Genomic DNA, 14431 nt, shown 5'->3' with positions numbered 1-14431 from the left:
TTCATGAGGATCCTGTTATTGCTGCTGGCGTGCTGCGCCTTCTCGCTCTCGGCCGCGCCGGTGAAAGAAGATCTCGGGCTGGTGGAGCTGCCGGTGGCGCAAGCCTCGAGTGCCCCCATGGTGGTGTTTCTGAGCGGTGACGGCGGCTGGGCGGCGCTGGACAAGGGGCTCAGCGCCCAGTTGCAACAGCACGGCATGCCGGTGGTGGGCTGGAGCTCGCTCACCTACTACTGGAAGAAGAAGGATCCAGAGCAGGTCACCGCCGATCTGGTGCGGATCCTGGACGATTACCAGTCCCGCTGGGGGCGTCAGCGCTGGCTGCTGGTGGGCTTCTCTTTCGGGGCGGAGATCGTGCCCTTCGTCATCAACCGGCTGCCCGAGCCCTTCCGCAAGAGCCTGGTCGGGGCCGTGATGCTCTCCCCCTCGACCGCCTCCGACTTCGAGATCCACGTCAGCGACATGGTGACCCGCGACAAGGCGGGCAGTTATCCCACCCAGCCCGAGGTCAACGCCATTCACTCCCTGCCGATGCTCTGCCTGCAGGGGGCGGCAGACGACTCGCCGGTGCGGCTCTGCCCCCACTTGCAGCAGCCCAACGTGACTACGGTGACCCTGCCGGGATCCCACCATTTCGAGGATGACTACCCTGTGCTGTTCAAGGCCATCGTCAGCCATCTCAACCTGCAGTAAGTGTGAACGCGGGCAGAAAAACTTGATGTAAATCAAAGTTCATTCCCTATCAGGCCGGATTGTGCGCAGCCGGCCTGTTTCTTTTTGATTTCGCCTTTACAGGCGTGGATTGCTTCCCAACACTCTACTGAGCAATAAAACAGTAGAGGGGGCTGCATGCGCGAACAAAGAGCTCATCTAGTTGATCAGGAAGTGGATTTCACCGCCGATGAACAGCTGGTGTCCACCACGGATCTGCGGGGCGTGATCACCTACGCCAATGACAACTTCTGCCGGGTCGCCGGTTACAGCCGGGCCGAGCTGGTGGGGCAGCACCACAACATGGTGCGCCACCCCGACATGCCCAAGGCGGCATTTGCCGACCTGTGGGGCAAGCTCAAGCAAGGCCAGCCATGGCGCGGCATGGTGAAGAATCGCTGCCAGGATGGTCGCTACTACTGGGTGGATGCCTATGTCACCCCCATCTTCGAGCAGGGCAAGATCAGCGGCTACCAGTCGGTGCGCTGCCGCGCCGATCCTCAAATGAAGCAGATCGCCGCTCGCACCTATGCGCGGCTGCGGGCGGCGGAGCAGGGGGGCGGCAGGCCCAGGATTTCGCTGGCGCGGTTGCGCCACGGGGTGGCGGTGGCCGGGCTGCTGGCACTGGGTTGGTTCGGAACAGTAGAACTGGGCGGCTGGGCCGCTCTTTACATGGCGCTGCCGCTGATCTTGCTGGGGCTGCTCTATCGTCACGAGCTCATCACCACCCCCCGTTACTTGCAGCAACTGGCCGGCGAGTATGACAGCCTGACCCGCCTCATCTACTCGGGGCAGGAGCCGAGCGCCATCGCCGACTTTCACATCAAGCTGCTGCAGGCCCGCATCCGCACCGTGCTTGGCCGGGTGGACGATGCCACGCACTCGTTGCAGGATCTGGCGGTGCATCTGAAGAGCGCCTCCAGCGAGGCGAGCTCGGACATCGCCGAGCAGGATGCCCAGACCCAGCAGATGGCGGCTGCCATCACCGAGATGGCGAGCACGGCGCAGGAGATCGCCCGCAACATTCAGGACACCAACAGCCAGATTGCCGAGGCCAAGGCTCACTGCCAGCACACGGATCAGCAGTTGATCGAGACCGAGCACAAGATCACCGATCTGGCGAAGGAGGCGGAACACGCCTTTGCCTCGGCGGTGGCGCTGGCCAGCGAGTCGGATCGCATCGGGGTGCTGATGGGGGAAATCCAGGGCATCGCCGATCAGACCAACCTGCTGGCGCTCAACGCCGCCATCGAGGCGGCGCGGGCTGGCGAGCAGGGGCGCGGCTTTGCTGTGGTGGCGGACGAGGTGCGCACCCTGTCTACCCGCACCCACAAGGCCACCGAACAGATCCAGGGCAGCATCGGCCAGATCCAGCGCACCCTGAACGGCTGGAAGGGAATGATGCAGAACAACCTGCAACAGACCCAGGCCTGCGTGGAGATGACCCGGATGGGGTCGGACAGCCTGCATCAGGTGCTGGCGGAGATCGAGCTGGTGATGGCCTTCTCGGCCCAGATCTCGGCGGCGGCGGAGCAGCAGCAGGCGGTGGTGGAGGATATCAGCCAGAACGTCAACCTCATCTCCCAGCACTCCCACGCCAACAGCAACAAGATGCAGGACGTGGACGAGTCGAGCGAGATCCTGCTGACCAAGGCCAGACAGCTCAAATCCCTGGGACAGACCTTCGGCTAGCCGCCGCTGACATCCATACAACAACAAGGCCACCCACGGGTGGCCTTGTGCTGTCAGGCGTGTCGATCAGGCAGTGGCCTGGCCCAGCGGGTTCCCCTTGTCGTGGTACATGGCGCGGTCGGCCTGGATCAACCACTGCTCTGGGCGCCAGCCCGGCTGGTACTGGCTGATGCCGACGCTGATGCCGACCGACAGCGGGACTCCCTCCACCTCGAATGGCGGTTGCATGGTGGCCCTGATCTGCTCGGCAATGGCGTCAGCCTGCGCCTGATCATGGTCCGGCAACAGCAACACGAACTCGTCGCCGGCCAGCCTGGCGAAGAAGTGCTGCGGCCCGAGGCTGCGGCTGATCCGCTCCGCCAGCTGGCAGAGGAGGGCATCGCCGTGGCTGTGGCCGAAGTTGTCGTTGACCTGCTTGAAGTCGTTGAGATCGCAAAACAGCAGGCAGCCTGGCGCCGGCCCCTTGACCTGGGCATCGAGCCGCTCCATCAGGCTCAGCCGGTTGGGCAGGTTGGTGAGGGGGTCGCGGCGGGCCAGCTGCCAGATCTCCTCCTCCCGCTGACGGCGCAGGGCAATTTCGCGGTTGAGCCGCTGGTTGCACATCAATAGATAGAGGGCCAGCAGCAGGATCAGCACGCTGGCCGCCAGGCTCAGCAGGAACCAGGGGCGCCAGAAGATCCAATGCTCGGAGGGGGCCTGATAGAGAAAGTCGCTCAAGGAGGCCGGCTTTGACACCAGCCCGATCTCCACCAGTTGCTGCATGATATGGGCCATGCGGTCCGGATTCATATACCCGATCTCCACATAGAGCGGCTGGATCATCTCCTTGCTCACCTGCAGCTCGTACTCCATGTGGGCCTGACTGCGGTTGACGCCATACTCCTTGCGCAGCAGGGCGATGGCCTCCTGCGGGTGGGCCAGGGCGTAGCGCCAGCCGGCCAGGCTGGCGGCCCGAAAGCGGGCCACCCGATCCGGATGGGCGTGCTCCTGGGCCTGGGTGGTGAACAGGATGTCGCTGTAGAAATCGATGCCGTAGTTGCGCGGATTGATGACGGAGACGGGGATGCCGCGCTCCTCCAGATAGAAGGGCTCGTTGCTGAGGTAGGCATTGAAGATGTCGACCCGGCCCTCGATGAGATCCTCGATGTTGACCGAGGTGGGCAGCGGGATGAGCTGACGCTCGCTCAGCCCCTGATAGAAGAGGGTGGCCAGCAGTTCGGCGTCTTGATGGGCCGAAAACATCATGATCCGTTTGCCACGCATGTCATCAACGGTGAGAATGCCGCTGTCACGGCGTGCCAGAAAGATGGACGGCGAGTGCTGATAGACGCTGGCGAGCGCCAGCAGCGGCTTGCCGTTGGCATAGCTGGTCAGTACCTCGGTGTTGCCGACCCCGAAGTCGGCCCGCCCGCTCAGCACCTCTTCTACCGGGCTGATGCCCTTGACGCCGGGCCGTATCTCGACGTCCAGCCCGGCACTGGCATAGAAGCCCTTGGCCTTGGCCATGTGATAGCCAACGAACTGGGGCTGGTGCAGCCAGCGCAACTGGAGCACCACCCGCTCCGGGGCCTCAAGGGGGGATTCGCTGGCCCGCAGGGGAACAGCATGGCTGATACCGATCAGCAGCAGCCAAAGCAAGCATCTCTTCATCCGTGCGAGTCTTGTTCTGAGTGTTCATGGGGTGCGACCCCGCAGGGTCATCTTCTTGTAATTAAAAACATTCTAAAGGGTTATTGATGTACCGGATACTAGCGCAGCACAAAGATTTCATGGTTATCAACAAGGGACCCGGGCTCGGCATGCACGACGAGACCGACGAGTCCGGTCTGCTCCATCCTGGCCTGGTCAGCCGGGTCAAGGCCGACACCGGTCTGCTGCTCTATCCGGTGCATCGGCTCGACAAGATGACCTCCGGGCTGGTGCTGCTGGCCCGCACCACCGAGGCCAACCGGGCCCTCAGCATGGCCTTTGCCGCGCGGGAGGTGAGCAAGCAGTATCTGGCCCTCTCCGATCGCAAGCCCAAGAAGAAGCAGGGCTGGGTGAAGGGAGACATGCAAAAGGGGCGGGGCGGCAGCTGGATGCTGACCCGCACACTCGACAACCCCGCCATCAGCTGGTTCGACTCCGTCTCGGTGCGCGAAGGGTTGCGCCTTTATCGCATCAAGCCTCAGACCGGCAAGACCCACCAGATCCGGGTGGCCTTGAAGAGCGTGGGGGCGCCCATCCTCGGGGATGAGCGCTACGGCGGCACGGCGGCCGATCGCGGCTATCTGCACGCTTGGCGCCTCGCCTTCACCCTGGCGGGGGAGGCGTTCGACTTTGTCTGTCCGCCCGACGAAGGCGCGCTGTTTGTGCTGCCCGAGCTGCACGCCGCCATTGCGGGGCTGGCCGAATGATGGGGGCGACAGTGCCGGATCTACCCGCCAGCGGCTGGATCCTGGCGGATTTTGACGACACCCTGGCACCGGATGACAGCCATGCTGACTTGCTGCGCTTCATCCTGCGCCGCCGTATCTGGCCGCTGCTGCTGTGGCCTGTGATGGCGCTGGGGGGCTGGTCTATCTGCTGCCAAGCCAGCGCAGGCGCGGTATTTCGCTGATCTGGTGGGCCATCACCCTCGGGCTCTCGCCGCTGGCGTGGCGCCGCCTGGTGCGGGCCTATTGTCGCACCCGACCAGGGCTGTTTCGTGAGGCGCGCGCCCTGCTGCTGGCCGAAGGGCAGCGCTGCTGGGTGCTCTCCGCCAGCCCCCGCGCCCTGGTGCGGGGTCAGCTCCATCAGCAGCTGCCCGGCCAACTGCCCCATCGTATTCTGGGCTCGCGGATGCACTATCGCCTTGGCGGCCTGATGCCACGTTTTTACTGTCACGGCCGCCACAAGATCCTGCCCGGGATCCAGGCCCTCAGCGCCACCCTGGCCCTGAGCGACAGCCTGCACGACTTGCCACTGCTGGCAGAGGGGCAGGCGGCCTGGCTCATCAACCCCACCCCGGCGCGGCTGCAACGAGCGCGGCAGTCACTGCCCCGCATCGAGCCCAGATACTGGTCCCTGTAAGGCAAAACTGACAGCCTTGTGGGTCGCCACCGAGCGTGCCACAAGGTTGCGGCTTAAATGTCACAATCTATTTACATCTTTTAGCGCCGCCCCCCGCCAAACTATCTGAACGCCGCCTCTTTTCTTCCGCTACGCCCCTGCCTCTAATGAAACAAGTTGTTAACAACGCCGGGGCAGCTGCCCGCAGCGCCCCGGTGTGACCCGTTTCGTTATCAGTCAATCGCAAGGAGCGCATCATGACGACCACTTCTTCTGCCCGTACTCACACCATCAACCCGCTCGGTACCGATGGTTTCGAATTCGTCGAGTACACGGCGCCCGATGCCAAGGGCATTGCCGCCCTCAAGGCGCTGTTCGTCTCGCTGGGCTTTGCCGAGGTGGCCAAGCACAAGCACAAGCAGTGCTGGCTCTATCGTCAGGGGGACATCAACTTCGTGGTCAATGCCGAGCCCCACTCCCAGGCCGAGCAGTTTGCCAGCCTGCACGGGCCGAGCGTCTGCGGCATGGCGTTTCGGGTGAGCGATGCCGGCAAGGCCCAGCAGTACGCCATCGGCAAGGGCGCCAAGCCGTTCGTCGGCAAGATTGGCCCCATGGAGCTCAACATCCCCGCCATCTACGGCATCGGCGAGAGCACCCTCTCCTTTGTCGACCGCTACGGCGACAAGGGCTCCATCTATGATGTGGACTTCGTCTTCTATCCGGACTGGCAGGCGCGCATGGCCGAGGTGGATGCAGGGCTCTACGAGATTGACCACCTGACCCACAACGTGCAGCGCGGCAACATGGATGTCTGGTCCAATTTCTACGAGCGGATCGGCAACTTCCGGGAGATCCGCTACTTCGACATCGAGGGCAAGCTGACCGGGCTCCATTCCCGCGCCATGACCGCCCCTTGCGGCAAAATTCGCATTCCCATCAACGAATCCTCCGACGACAAGTCCCAGATTGAAGAGTACCTGCGCCAGTACAAGGGGGAGGGGATCCAGCACATCGCCATGGCGTCGAGCGACATCTACCACACCATCCGTACCCTGCGTGGCCGTGGCACCGGCTTCATGCCGACCCCGGACACCTACTACGAGAAGGTGGACAGTCGGGTCGAGGGTCACCAGGAGGATCTGGCGGCGCTCAAAGAGCTGCGCATCCTCATCGACGGCTCTCCCACCAAGGACGGCATCCTGCTGCAGATCTTCACCGACACCGTGATAGGCCCGGTGTTCTTCGAGATCATCCAACGCAAGGGCAATGAAGGCTTTGGCGAGGGCAACTTCCAGGCACTGTTCGAATCCATCGAGCTGGATCAGATCCGCCGCGGGGTGCTCAATGATGCGTAACGAAAGCCGCCACGCGCAGGTTGTCGGTCAGGCAAGGGAGGTTGGCAATGCGTAACTGGATTAACTTTCCCCACCGGGAGGGGACACACTCCCGTCAGGCTCATGCCGACCTGCCCGAGCAGGCCATCTATGAGCGTGAACTGGGCCGTTCCGGCTTTTTCGGGCCGGCCACCCACATGCACCACAAGCATGCCCCCACCGACTGGATCAACTGGGAGGGGCCGCTGCGCCCGCGCTTGTTCGATCTCAACGCGCTGGGCGAGGAGGTGAGCTCTCTCTCCCCCTGGGTGATGCCGGATATTCTGAGCAACCCCCACTGCCGTTACCGCATCTGGCGCCTGCATGAGCCCATGCCGTTTCTGGTGCGCAACGCCGATGGCGACGAGCTCCTGTTCATCCACGAGGGGAGCGGCGAGTTTTACTGTGACTACGGTCACCTGACCCTGCGCGATGGCGACTACCTGGTGATCCCCCGCGGCACCATGTGGCGCATCGAGCCGACGGCGCCCCTGTTCATCCTGATGATCGAGGCGACCAACGACAGCTACCAGCTGCCGGACAAGGGGTTGGTGGGCAATCACGCCATCTTCGACCCGGCGGCGCTCGATGTGCCCGCCATCAACGAGCGCTTCCTGGCCCAGCAGGATGAGAATCCCTGGTCGCTGCAGGTCAAGCGCCACAACCAGGTGTCGGTCATCACCTGGCCGTTCAATCCGCTGGATGCGCAAGGGTGGCACGGGGACTTGTGCGTGGTGCGCCTCAACTGGCGGGACATCCGCCCGCTGATGAGCCACCGCTACCACCTGCCACCGTCGGCTCACTCCACCTTCGTGGCGAGCCGGTTCGTGGTCTGCACCTTCGTGCCGCGCCCCATCGAGAGCGATCCCGGCGCCCTCAAGGTGCCCTTCTACCACAGCAACGACGACTACGACGAGGTGCTCTTCTACCACGCCGGGGATTTCTTCAGTCGGGACAACATAGAGCGGGGCATGGTCACCTTCCATCCCGCCGGGTTTACCCACGGTCCCCATCCCAAGGCGTTTGCGGCGGGTCAGGCCTACGCCAAGAAGTTCACCGACGAGGTGGCTGTGATGCTCGATACCCGCGATGCGCTCAACGTCGGCAGCCTGTGTGACGGGGTGGAGAACCCGCGTTACGTCACCAGCTGGTTGCGCCCGGAACTCACACCCGCCACCAACGGCAAATAAAAGGAATCCCTATGAAACTGGCAACCCTGAACAATGGCAAACGGGACGGCGCCCTGGTGGTGGTGAGTCGCGATCTGAGCCGCGCGGTGCGCGTGCCGCAGCTGGCCGCCACCCTGCAGGCGGCCCTCGACGAGTGGGCCGAGCTTGCGCCCAAGCTTACCGCCGTCTATCAGCAGCTCAACGATGGCACCTGCGCCGATGCTTTCCCGTTCGACGAGACGGCCTGTCTCTCCCCGCTGCCGCGCGCCTACCAGTGGGCCGACGGCAGCGCCTACGTCAACCACGTGGAGCTGGTGCGCAAGGCGCGCGGCGCCGAAATGCCGGAAAGCTTCTGGCACGATCCCCTGATGTACCAGGGAGGCTCGGACAGCTTCCTGCCGCCGCGGGGTGTCATCCCGATGGGGTCGGAGGAGTGGGGCATCGATTTCGAGTCGGAGATCGCCGTCATCACCGACGACGTGCCGATGGGCATCAGCCCGCAGGCCGCCGCCAGCCACATCAAGCTGCTGATGCTGGTCAACGACGTGAGCCTGCGCAACCTCATTCCGGGCGAGCTTGCCAAGGGCTTCGGCTTCTTTCAGTCCAAGCCCTCCAGCAGCTTCTCGCCGCTGGCCATCACCCCGGACGAGCTGGGCAATGACTGGCGCGACGGCAAGGTGCATCTGCCCCTCGAGACCCACCTCAATGGCGCCCTGTTCGGCGCCCCCGATGCCGGGGTGGACATGACCTTCAACTTTTATGAGCTGATCGCCCACGCCGCCAAGACCCGGCCGCTCGGGGCGGGCTGCATCATCGGCTCGGGGACCGTCTCCAACTACGACAGAAGTCGTGGCTCATCCTGCCTCGCCGAGCTGCGCATGCTGGAAATTATCGAGTCAGGTCAAGCCACTACACCCTTTCTGCGCTTTGGTGATACAGTGTCCATCGCGATGCAGGATCGCAACGGGATGAGTCTGTTTGGCACCATTTTGCAGCGGGTCACGCCGGCAGAGGCCAGTCAGACGAAGTGAAGGGGCCGGCATGGACACGTGGCCGACGGGTGAGCGGCAGGTGTCCATGCACCTGTCAACACAGGGACAAAGTATGTTGCAGTTGTTTGGATATTGGCGTTCATCGGCAAGTTATCGGGTACGGATCGTGATGCAGCTCAAGGGGCTCGACTACGAGCAGCATCCGGTCAATCTGCGGCAGGGCGAGCAGCGCGAGAAGGCCTATCGCCGGCTCAATCCCCAGGGGCTGGTGCCGTTTCTGGTGGATGGTGAGGTGCAGGTGGGGCAGTCGGTGGCCATCATGGAGTACCTCGACGAAACCTACCCCGCTCACCCGCTGATGCCGTCCGCCCCCGAGGAGCGGGCCCGGGTACGCCAGATCGTCAACATGATTGCCTGCGACATCCATCCCCTCAACAACCTGCGGGTGCTCAATTACCTGGGAGAGCACCTCAGGGCGGGCAAGGAGCAGGAAGCGGCCTGGTATCGCCACTGGATTGACGAAACCTTCAGCGCGCTGGAGCAACTGTTGATGACCACCGCCGGCATCTATTGCGTCGGCAACGAGGTGACCCTGGCGGACTGCATGCTGGTGCCCCAGGTCTACAACGCCCGCCGCTACGACATGTCGCTGGAAGACTATCCCACCATCAACCGCATCGTCGCCAACTGCGAGCAGTTGCAGGCCTTTATCAAGGCCGCCCCTGCCAATCAGCCGGATGCCCAGCCCTGAGGCTGCGCCTTCCTGTCAGGTTCCAATTATCGAGCCCCGCACCGTCAGCCGACCGTGCGGGGCTTTCATATCAGGGGCTCGCTAGCCGCGGGTCGGCTTGGGCTGGAAGAAGGCGATGAACTTGCCGAATTTCTCCCCGTCGTAGCTGTCCCCCTTCTCCAGCAGCCCGGTGTTGAAGGATTCCAGCAGCTTGCCCTTGCCATCCAGCACGTAGAAGTGGGGCACCCCCAGGTACTCGGGATAACCTTTGAGGAAGGATTCGTTCTTGTTCTGCTTGCTGACGTTCACCTTGACCACCACGAAGGTGCGGTTGAACTGGCCGGCGAGTTTGGGTTCCCGGTCCAGAAAGTGGTTCATCTCCTGGCACCAGCTGCACCACTCACCGCCCACCAGCAGCAGGACTTTCTTGCCCTCGGCGCTGGCCTTGGCGGTGGCGGCGGCGAGATCGCGGGCCGGGTCCCGCTGCTCGTCATAGCCCTGGCTGTAGTCGGGCAGGGTCTGGCTCCAGAGGTGGTCGGCGCTGTACGCCTCGCCATGAAACAGGGCGGTGCCAAGCACCAGCGGCAATAGCAGTCGGTTCATCACGAGCTCCTTGTGTTGTTGTGGTTGCTTCCAAGCCGCAACAATGTGACACGAGCGAGCCCGGCCGCCAAGGGCGAGATGGGCCCTTGTTATGCAAAAAGCGGGAATGGGTCGGCGGGAAAAAACAAAGCCCCTCGCAGGAGGGGCTTGGCATTGAGGCAAGGGAGGTCGCCGGCAGATCAGTAACCCTGCTGGTGGACGTCCATCACGGCGCGACCGGACGGGTCGGCCATCTCCTTGAACTTGGCATCCCACTCCAGCGCAGTCGGGGTGGAGCAGGCGACCGACTTGCCGTAGGGCACGGTGCGGGCGGCGGACTCCAGCGGGAAGTGCTCGTCAAAGATGGCGCGGTAGTAGTAGGCCTCCTTGGTAAGCGGGGTGTTGACGGGGAAGCGGAAGGCCGCAGCCTCGAACATCTGATCCGTCACTTCCTGCTCGACCATGGCTTTCAGGCTGTCGATCCACGAATAGCCTACGCCGTCGGAGAATTGCTCCTTCTGGCGCCATGCCACTTCATGGGGCAGCAGATCCTCGAACGCTTCACGCAGGATGTGCTTCTCGATCTTGCCCTTGCCGCACATCTTGTCGGCAGGCTGCAGGCGCATCGCCACGTCCATGAACTCCTTGTCGAGGAAGGGCACGCGACCCTCCACCCCCCAGGCGGCCATCGACTTGTTGGCGCGCAGGCAGTCATAGAGGTGCAGGGCAGACAGCTTGCGTACCGTCTCCTCGTGGAACTCTTTAGCGTTCGGCGCCTTGTGGAAGTAGAGGTAGCCGCCAAACAGCTCGTCGGAGCCTTCGCCGGAGAGCACCATTTTGATGCCCATGGCCTTGATGTAGCGCGCCATCAGGTACATGGGGGTGGAGGCGCGGATGGTGGTGACGTCATAGGTCTCGAGGTGATAGATGACGTCCCGCAGGGCATCCAGCCCTTCCTGCACGGTGAAGTGGATCTGGTGGTGGATGGTGCCAAGGTGATCGGCGACCTTGCGGGCGGCGGCGAGATCCGGCGAGCCTTCGAGACCCACGGCGAAGGAATGCAGCTGAGGCCACCAGGCTTCGCTCTTGCCATCGTCTTCCACCCGGCGGGCGGCATAGAGCTTGGTGATGGCGGAGATGACGGACGAATCCAGCCCGCCGGAGAGCAGCACGCCGTAGGGCACGTCGCACATCAGCTGGCGTTTCACTGCCGCTTCCAAGGCGGCTTTGAGCTCGGCCTTGTCGCTGACGTTGTGCTCGACCGCGCCGTACTCCATCCAGTCGCGCTTGTACCACTGTTTGAGCTCGCCATCCTTGCTCCACAGGTAGTGTCCCGGCGGGAAGGTTTCGACGCTCTTGCAGACCGGTACCAGCGCCTTCATCTCGGAGGCGACGTAGAAGTTGCCGTGCTCGTCGCGACCGGTATAGAGGGGGATGATCCCCATGTGGTCGCGGCCGATGAGATACGCATCCTGCTCGGCGTCATAGAGGATGAAGGCGAAGATGCCGTTGAGATCGTCCAAAAAGGCGGGGCCCTTCTCCTTGTAGAGGGCGAGCAGCACCTCGCAGTCGGAGTGGGTCTGGAAGCGGAAGTCGACCTTGAGGTTTTTCTCCAGCTCCTTGTGGTTGTAAATCTCGCCGTTGACGGCCAGCACATGGGTGCGCTCGGGGTTGTAGAGCGGCTGGGCGCCGTTGCCCGGATCGACGATGGCCAGGCGCTCGTGCACCAGAATGGCCTTGTCGGAGCTGTAGACGCCGGACCAGTCAGGACCGCGGTGACGCAATCGCTTGGACATCTCCAGCGCCGATTTGCGCAGGGCGGCCGCATCGGATTTGATGTCCAGAATGCCGAAAATAGAACACATTGGCGGTAATCCTCTTGATTTTTATATGAGCCCCCCACGTTCGGGCTCGAAATTCCATTTACATTCCTCGCCAATCACAATGCCTAGTGCAAAAACCTTTTGCAAGCGGGAAAACCGCAGAAAATCATGCCGTAAGCGTCAAGCCGACAGGGGAGTGCGGCGACCCGTCCGGCCGCCGGAAAAAAAGAGGGGAGGTTGACGTGAACGTCAGTTGGCGGGCTCGAAGATCACATAGAGCTTGCGGCAGGGGGTGAGGGTCTCCCACTCCCCGACAAAGCCGGCGGGAATGACAAACTGGTCGCCGGGCTTGAGGGGCAGCCTGCCGCCCTGGCCGTCGTGGATCACCGCCTCGCCCTCCAGCAGCTGGCAATATTCATGCTCGGTGTAGTGGATGACCCAGCGGCCCGGCTCGCAAGCCCAGAAGCCGACGTGGAACTGCTGGCTGGGATCCGAGTAGTGGTTCCAGACCGTCTGGCGCGGGTTGCCGGCGCGCAGGCGCTCGGGGGCGGGCATCAGCGGGGTGGGAGCCGCCTCGTGGCGATCGAGCAGGATCCAGTCGTTGAGGGTCTTCATGCTGCCTCCTTGGCAAGGGATAAAAAACGGGGCCATCCAGGCCCCGTTATTGTTCGTTTTATTAAACGAGGTTACGCATAACGTAAACGATAGCGCCCTCCTTGCCAAGGGGCTGCTCCCGCCCGTCAGCGTGGCTGCAGCCGCTTGATGACGTGACGGGCGAAGCCGCTGCCCGCTTCGTCGTAGACGTTGAACACCGCATCCACCCCTTGCTCCTTGAGGGAGGCGATGTCGTCCTCGAAGCGGACGATGGCGGCAATCTTGCCGGCAAAGCCGTGGCTGCGCAGTTTCTCGATGGCGTAGAGGTTGCCCGAGTGGTGAGGCATGGCCAGCAGCACCAGGTTGACCTGGTTGGAGAGCAGCACCTTGTCCCAGAAGTCGGTATCGGTGGCATCCCCCTCGATGACGTTCATGCCCTGGGCGCGCAGGGTGGGCAGCTTGTCGCTGTCGTTCTCCACCCCGAGGATCACGGTGCCGTACTTGTTCTCCAGCTCGAAGTAGGCGCCCTGGCCGATCCGCCCCATGCCGAGGATGATCACCTCGGCATCGCCAAGCTCGATGGGCCTGTCCTCCGGGTGCAGGGTGGTGGCCTGCATGCCGCGCAGCCAGTTGCCGAGCCGATGGTAAATGCGCTCGCTCTGGCCGTTGAGGGGGGCCGAGATCATGAAGCTGGCCGCCAGCGCCAGAGAGAGCGCGACCAGCCACTCGTGGGAGATCCAGCCCGCCTTGGCGGCGATGGCCGCGACGATGAGGCCGAACTCCGAGAAGTTGGTGAGCGCCAGGGTGGAGAGCAGGGCGGTGCGCACCCGCAGGTGGGCGCCGCTGTAGACCAGGTAGTAGAGCGCGCTCTTGAGCGGCAGGGCCAGCACCAGTGCCAGCGCCAGCAACATGGTGTCGTGGGTCGGCAGGCCGTTGAGGCCGATGGTGAGAAAGAAGCAGATAAGAAACAAGTCTTTGAGGTTGAACAGCGACTTGGCCAGCCCCGCGGAGGCGGGGTGGGAGGCGATCAGCATGCCGATGATGAGAGCCCCAAGATCCGGTTTGAGCCCCACCACCTCGAAGCCGGCGGCCCCCACCACCAGTGCTAGGAAGATCCCGAACAGCACCTGCAGCTCGCCGTGGCCGGCCCGCTCCAGCAGTTTCAGCAGCAAGGGGCGCAGCAGCGGCAGCCCCAGGATCCAGAGTGCCCAGATGCTGGGCCACTCGCCGCTGGAGACCGCCAGGAAGGCCACCGCGAACAGATCCTGCATCACCAGCACGCCGATGGCGAGACGGGCATAGAGGGCGTTCATGTCGCTGCGCTCCTCCAGCACCTTGACCGCAAACACGGTACTGGAGAAGGAGAGGGCAAAGCCCAGCAGCAGCGCCAGCTTCCAGTCGAGCGACATGGCCAGCGCCAGCCCGAGCCCCTTGCACACCAGCAGCACCACGGTAAACAGCAGGGTGGAGAGCAGCAGGTGCAAACTGGTGGTACCCCAGACGTCGCGCCGCATCAGGATCTTGACGTTGAGCTTGAGGCCGATGGTGAACAGCAGCAGGGTGACGCCGAGATCGGCCACTTCGCTAAGGGCCGGGGTGTTGTGATAGCCCATGGCGTTGAGGATGAAGCCGGCGGCTAGAAAGCCCAGCAGGGGCGGCAGGCCGATGAGGTTGACCAGCATACCGCAGCCGAAGGCCACGGCGATAAGAATGGGTTCCATGTTGTTTCCTGCGAGGG

Annotated in this window: 12 protein-coding genes and 1 pseudogene; 8 read left to right on the top strand and 5 right to left on the bottom strand. The window is 63.3% G+C overall.

What is annotated here, in order from left to right; translation table 11 throughout:
- The first annotated feature begins 3 nt into the window (after positions 1-3).
- Both AB5Y98_RS09440 and AB5Y98_RS09435 read left to right on the top strand, forming a co-directional pair.
- Positions 4-690, top strand: coding sequence for an AcvB/VirJ family lysyl-phosphatidylglycerol hydrolase (locus tag AB5Y98_RS09440; RefSeq protein WP_368231799.1), 687 nt, complete (start codon positions 4-6; stop codon positions 688-690).
- 156 nt (positions 691-846) lie between these two features.
- Positions 847-2400, top strand: coding sequence for a PAS domain-containing methyl-accepting chemotaxis protein (locus AB5Y98_RS09435; protein ID WP_368231798.1), 1554 nt, complete (start codon positions 847-849; stop codon positions 2398-2400).
- Positions 2401-2466: 66 nt separating this feature from the next.
- Here the strand turns inward: AB5Y98_RS09435 and AB5Y98_RS09430 are convergent, their stop codons facing one another.
- Positions 2467-4050: an ABC transporter substrate-binding protein gene (locus tag AB5Y98_RS09430; protein WP_368231797.1), complete on the bottom strand. Its 1584-nt coding sequence runs from the start codon at positions 4048-4050 to the stop codon at positions 2467-2469.
- Between the two features lie 86 nt (positions 4051-4136).
- Between AB5Y98_RS09430 and AB5Y98_RS09425 the strand changes: the two genes are divergently transcribed.
- The 6 genes and pseudogenes from AB5Y98_RS09425 (at position 4137) to maiA (ending at position 9715) form a co-directional block, all read left to right on the top strand.
- The gene (locus tag AB5Y98_RS09425) at positions 4137-4796 is read left to right on the top strand and encodes a TIGR01621 family pseudouridine synthase (RefSeq protein WP_017764188.1); all 660 of its coding nucleotides are present in this window, start codon (positions 4137-4139) and stop codon (positions 4794-4796) included.
- A pseudogene (locus AB5Y98_RS09420) lies at positions 4793-5451 on the top strand (HAD family hydrolase). The gene AB5Y98_RS09425 and the pseudogene AB5Y98_RS09420 overlap by 4 nt, the downstream one beginning before the upstream one ends.
- Before the next feature lie 236 nt (positions 5452-5687).
- The gene (gene hppD, locus AB5Y98_RS09415; protein ID WP_019840442.1) at positions 5688-6785 is read left to right on the top strand and encodes a 4-hydroxyphenylpyruvate dioxygenase; all 1098 of its coding nucleotides are present in this window, start codon (positions 5688-5690) and stop codon (positions 6783-6785) included.
- A 47-nt stretch (positions 6786-6832) separates the two neighbouring features.
- Complete coding sequence (locus AB5Y98_RS09410) at positions 6833-7993, top strand: homogentisate 1,2-dioxygenase (protein WP_005302352.1); 1161 nt, start codon at positions 6833-6835, stop codon at positions 7991-7993.
- 11 nt (positions 7994-8004) lie between these two features.
- Complete coding sequence (locus tag AB5Y98_RS09405) at positions 8005-9003, top strand: fumarylacetoacetate hydrolase family protein (RefSeq protein WP_368231796.1); 999 nt, start codon at positions 8005-8007, stop codon at positions 9001-9003.
- 73 nt (positions 9004-9076) lie between these two features.
- Positions 9077-9715 (top strand): maleylacetoacetate isomerase, encoded by a 639-nt coding sequence (maiA, locus tag AB5Y98_RS09400; protein WP_041203201.1) that lies wholly within the window; start codon positions 9077-9079, stop codon positions 9713-9715.
- Positions 9716-9796: 81 nt separating this feature from the next.
- Here the strand turns inward: maiA and AB5Y98_RS09395 are convergent, their stop codons facing one another.
- The 4 genes from AB5Y98_RS09395 to AB5Y98_RS09380 form a co-directional block, all read right to left on the bottom strand.
- Complete coding sequence (locus AB5Y98_RS09395; RefSeq protein ID WP_126881600.1) at positions 9797-10297, bottom strand: thioredoxin family protein; 501 nt, start codon at positions 10295-10297, stop codon at positions 9797-9799.
- A gap of 179 nt (positions 10298-10476) precedes the next feature.
- Positions 10477-12141 (bottom strand): asparagine synthase B, encoded by a 1665-nt coding sequence (asnB, locus tag AB5Y98_RS09390; RefSeq protein ID WP_368231795.1) that lies wholly within the window; start codon positions 12139-12141, stop codon positions 10477-10479.
- A gap of 207 nt (positions 12142-12348) precedes the next feature.
- On the bottom strand, positions 12349-12714 hold the full coding sequence (locus tag AB5Y98_RS09385; protein ID WP_368231794.1) for a cupin domain-containing protein: 366 nt from the start codon (positions 12712-12714) through the stop codon (positions 12349-12351).
- A 125-nt stretch (positions 12715-12839) separates the two neighbouring features.
- Positions 12840-14414: a cation:proton antiporter family protein gene (locus AB5Y98_RS09380; RefSeq protein WP_010633618.1), complete on the bottom strand. Its 1575-nt coding sequence runs from the start codon at positions 14412-14414 to the stop codon at positions 12840-12842.
- Positions 14415-14431 lie beyond the last annotated feature (17 nt).

Source organism: Aeromonas sp. s3 (genome assembly GCF_040907805.1).
Taxonomy (GTDB): domain Bacteria; phylum Pseudomonadota; class Gammaproteobacteria; order Enterobacterales; family Aeromonadaceae; genus Aeromonas; species Aeromonas dhakensis.
This window is presented reverse-complemented; position numbering and strand designations above follow the sequence as displayed.

What these genes read in the sequence shown, in the direction of transcription:
- hppD (WP_019840442.1), top strand. Translation starts at nt 5,688, where the DNA reads ATGACGACCACTTCTTCTGCCCGTACTCACACCATCAACCCGCTCGGT.
- AB5Y98_RS09410 (WP_005302352.1), top strand. Translation starts at nt 6,833, where the DNA reads ATGCGTAACTGGATTAACTTTCCCCACCGGGAGGGGACACACTCCCGT.
- AB5Y98_RS09405 (WP_368231796.1), top strand. Translation starts at nt 8,005, where the DNA reads ATGAAACTGGCAACCCTGAACAATGGCAAACGGGACGGCGCCCTGGTG.
- AB5Y98_RS09385 (WP_368231794.1), bottom strand. Translation starts at nt 12,714, where the DNA reads ATGAAGACCCTCAACGACTGGATCCTGCTCGATCGCCACGAGGCGGCT.
- AB5Y98_RS09435 (WP_368231798.1), top strand. Translation starts at nt 847, where the DNA reads ATGCGCGAACAAAGAGCTCATCTAGTTGATCAGGAAGTGGATTTCACC.
- AB5Y98_RS09380 (WP_010633618.1), bottom strand. Translation starts at nt 14,414, where the DNA reads ATGGAACCCATTCTTATCGCCGTGGCCTTCGGCTGCGGTATGCTGGTC.
- AB5Y98_RS09425 (WP_017764188.1), top strand. Translation starts at nt 4,137, where the DNA reads ATGTACCGGATACTAGCGCAGCACAAAGATTTCATGGTTATCAACAAG.
- asnB (WP_368231795.1), bottom strand. Translation starts at nt 12,141, where the DNA reads ATGTGTTCTATTTTCGGCATTCTGGACATCAAATCCGATGCGGCCGCC.
- AB5Y98_RS09430 (WP_368231797.1), bottom strand. Translation starts at nt 4,050, where the DNA reads ATGAAGAGATGCTTGCTTTGGCTGCTGCTGATCGGTATCAGCCATGCT.
- AB5Y98_RS09395 (WP_126881600.1), bottom strand. Translation starts at nt 10,297, where the DNA reads ATGAACCGACTGCTATTGCCGCTGGTGCTTGGCACCGCCCTGTTTCAT.
- maiA (WP_041203201.1), top strand. Translation starts at nt 9,077, where the DNA reads ATGTTGCAGTTGTTTGGATATTGGCGTTCATCGGCAAGTTATCGGGTA.
- AB5Y98_RS09440 (WP_368231799.1), top strand. Translation starts at nt 4, where the DNA reads ATGAGGATCCTGTTATTGCTGCTGGCGTGCTGCGCCTTCTCGCTCTCG.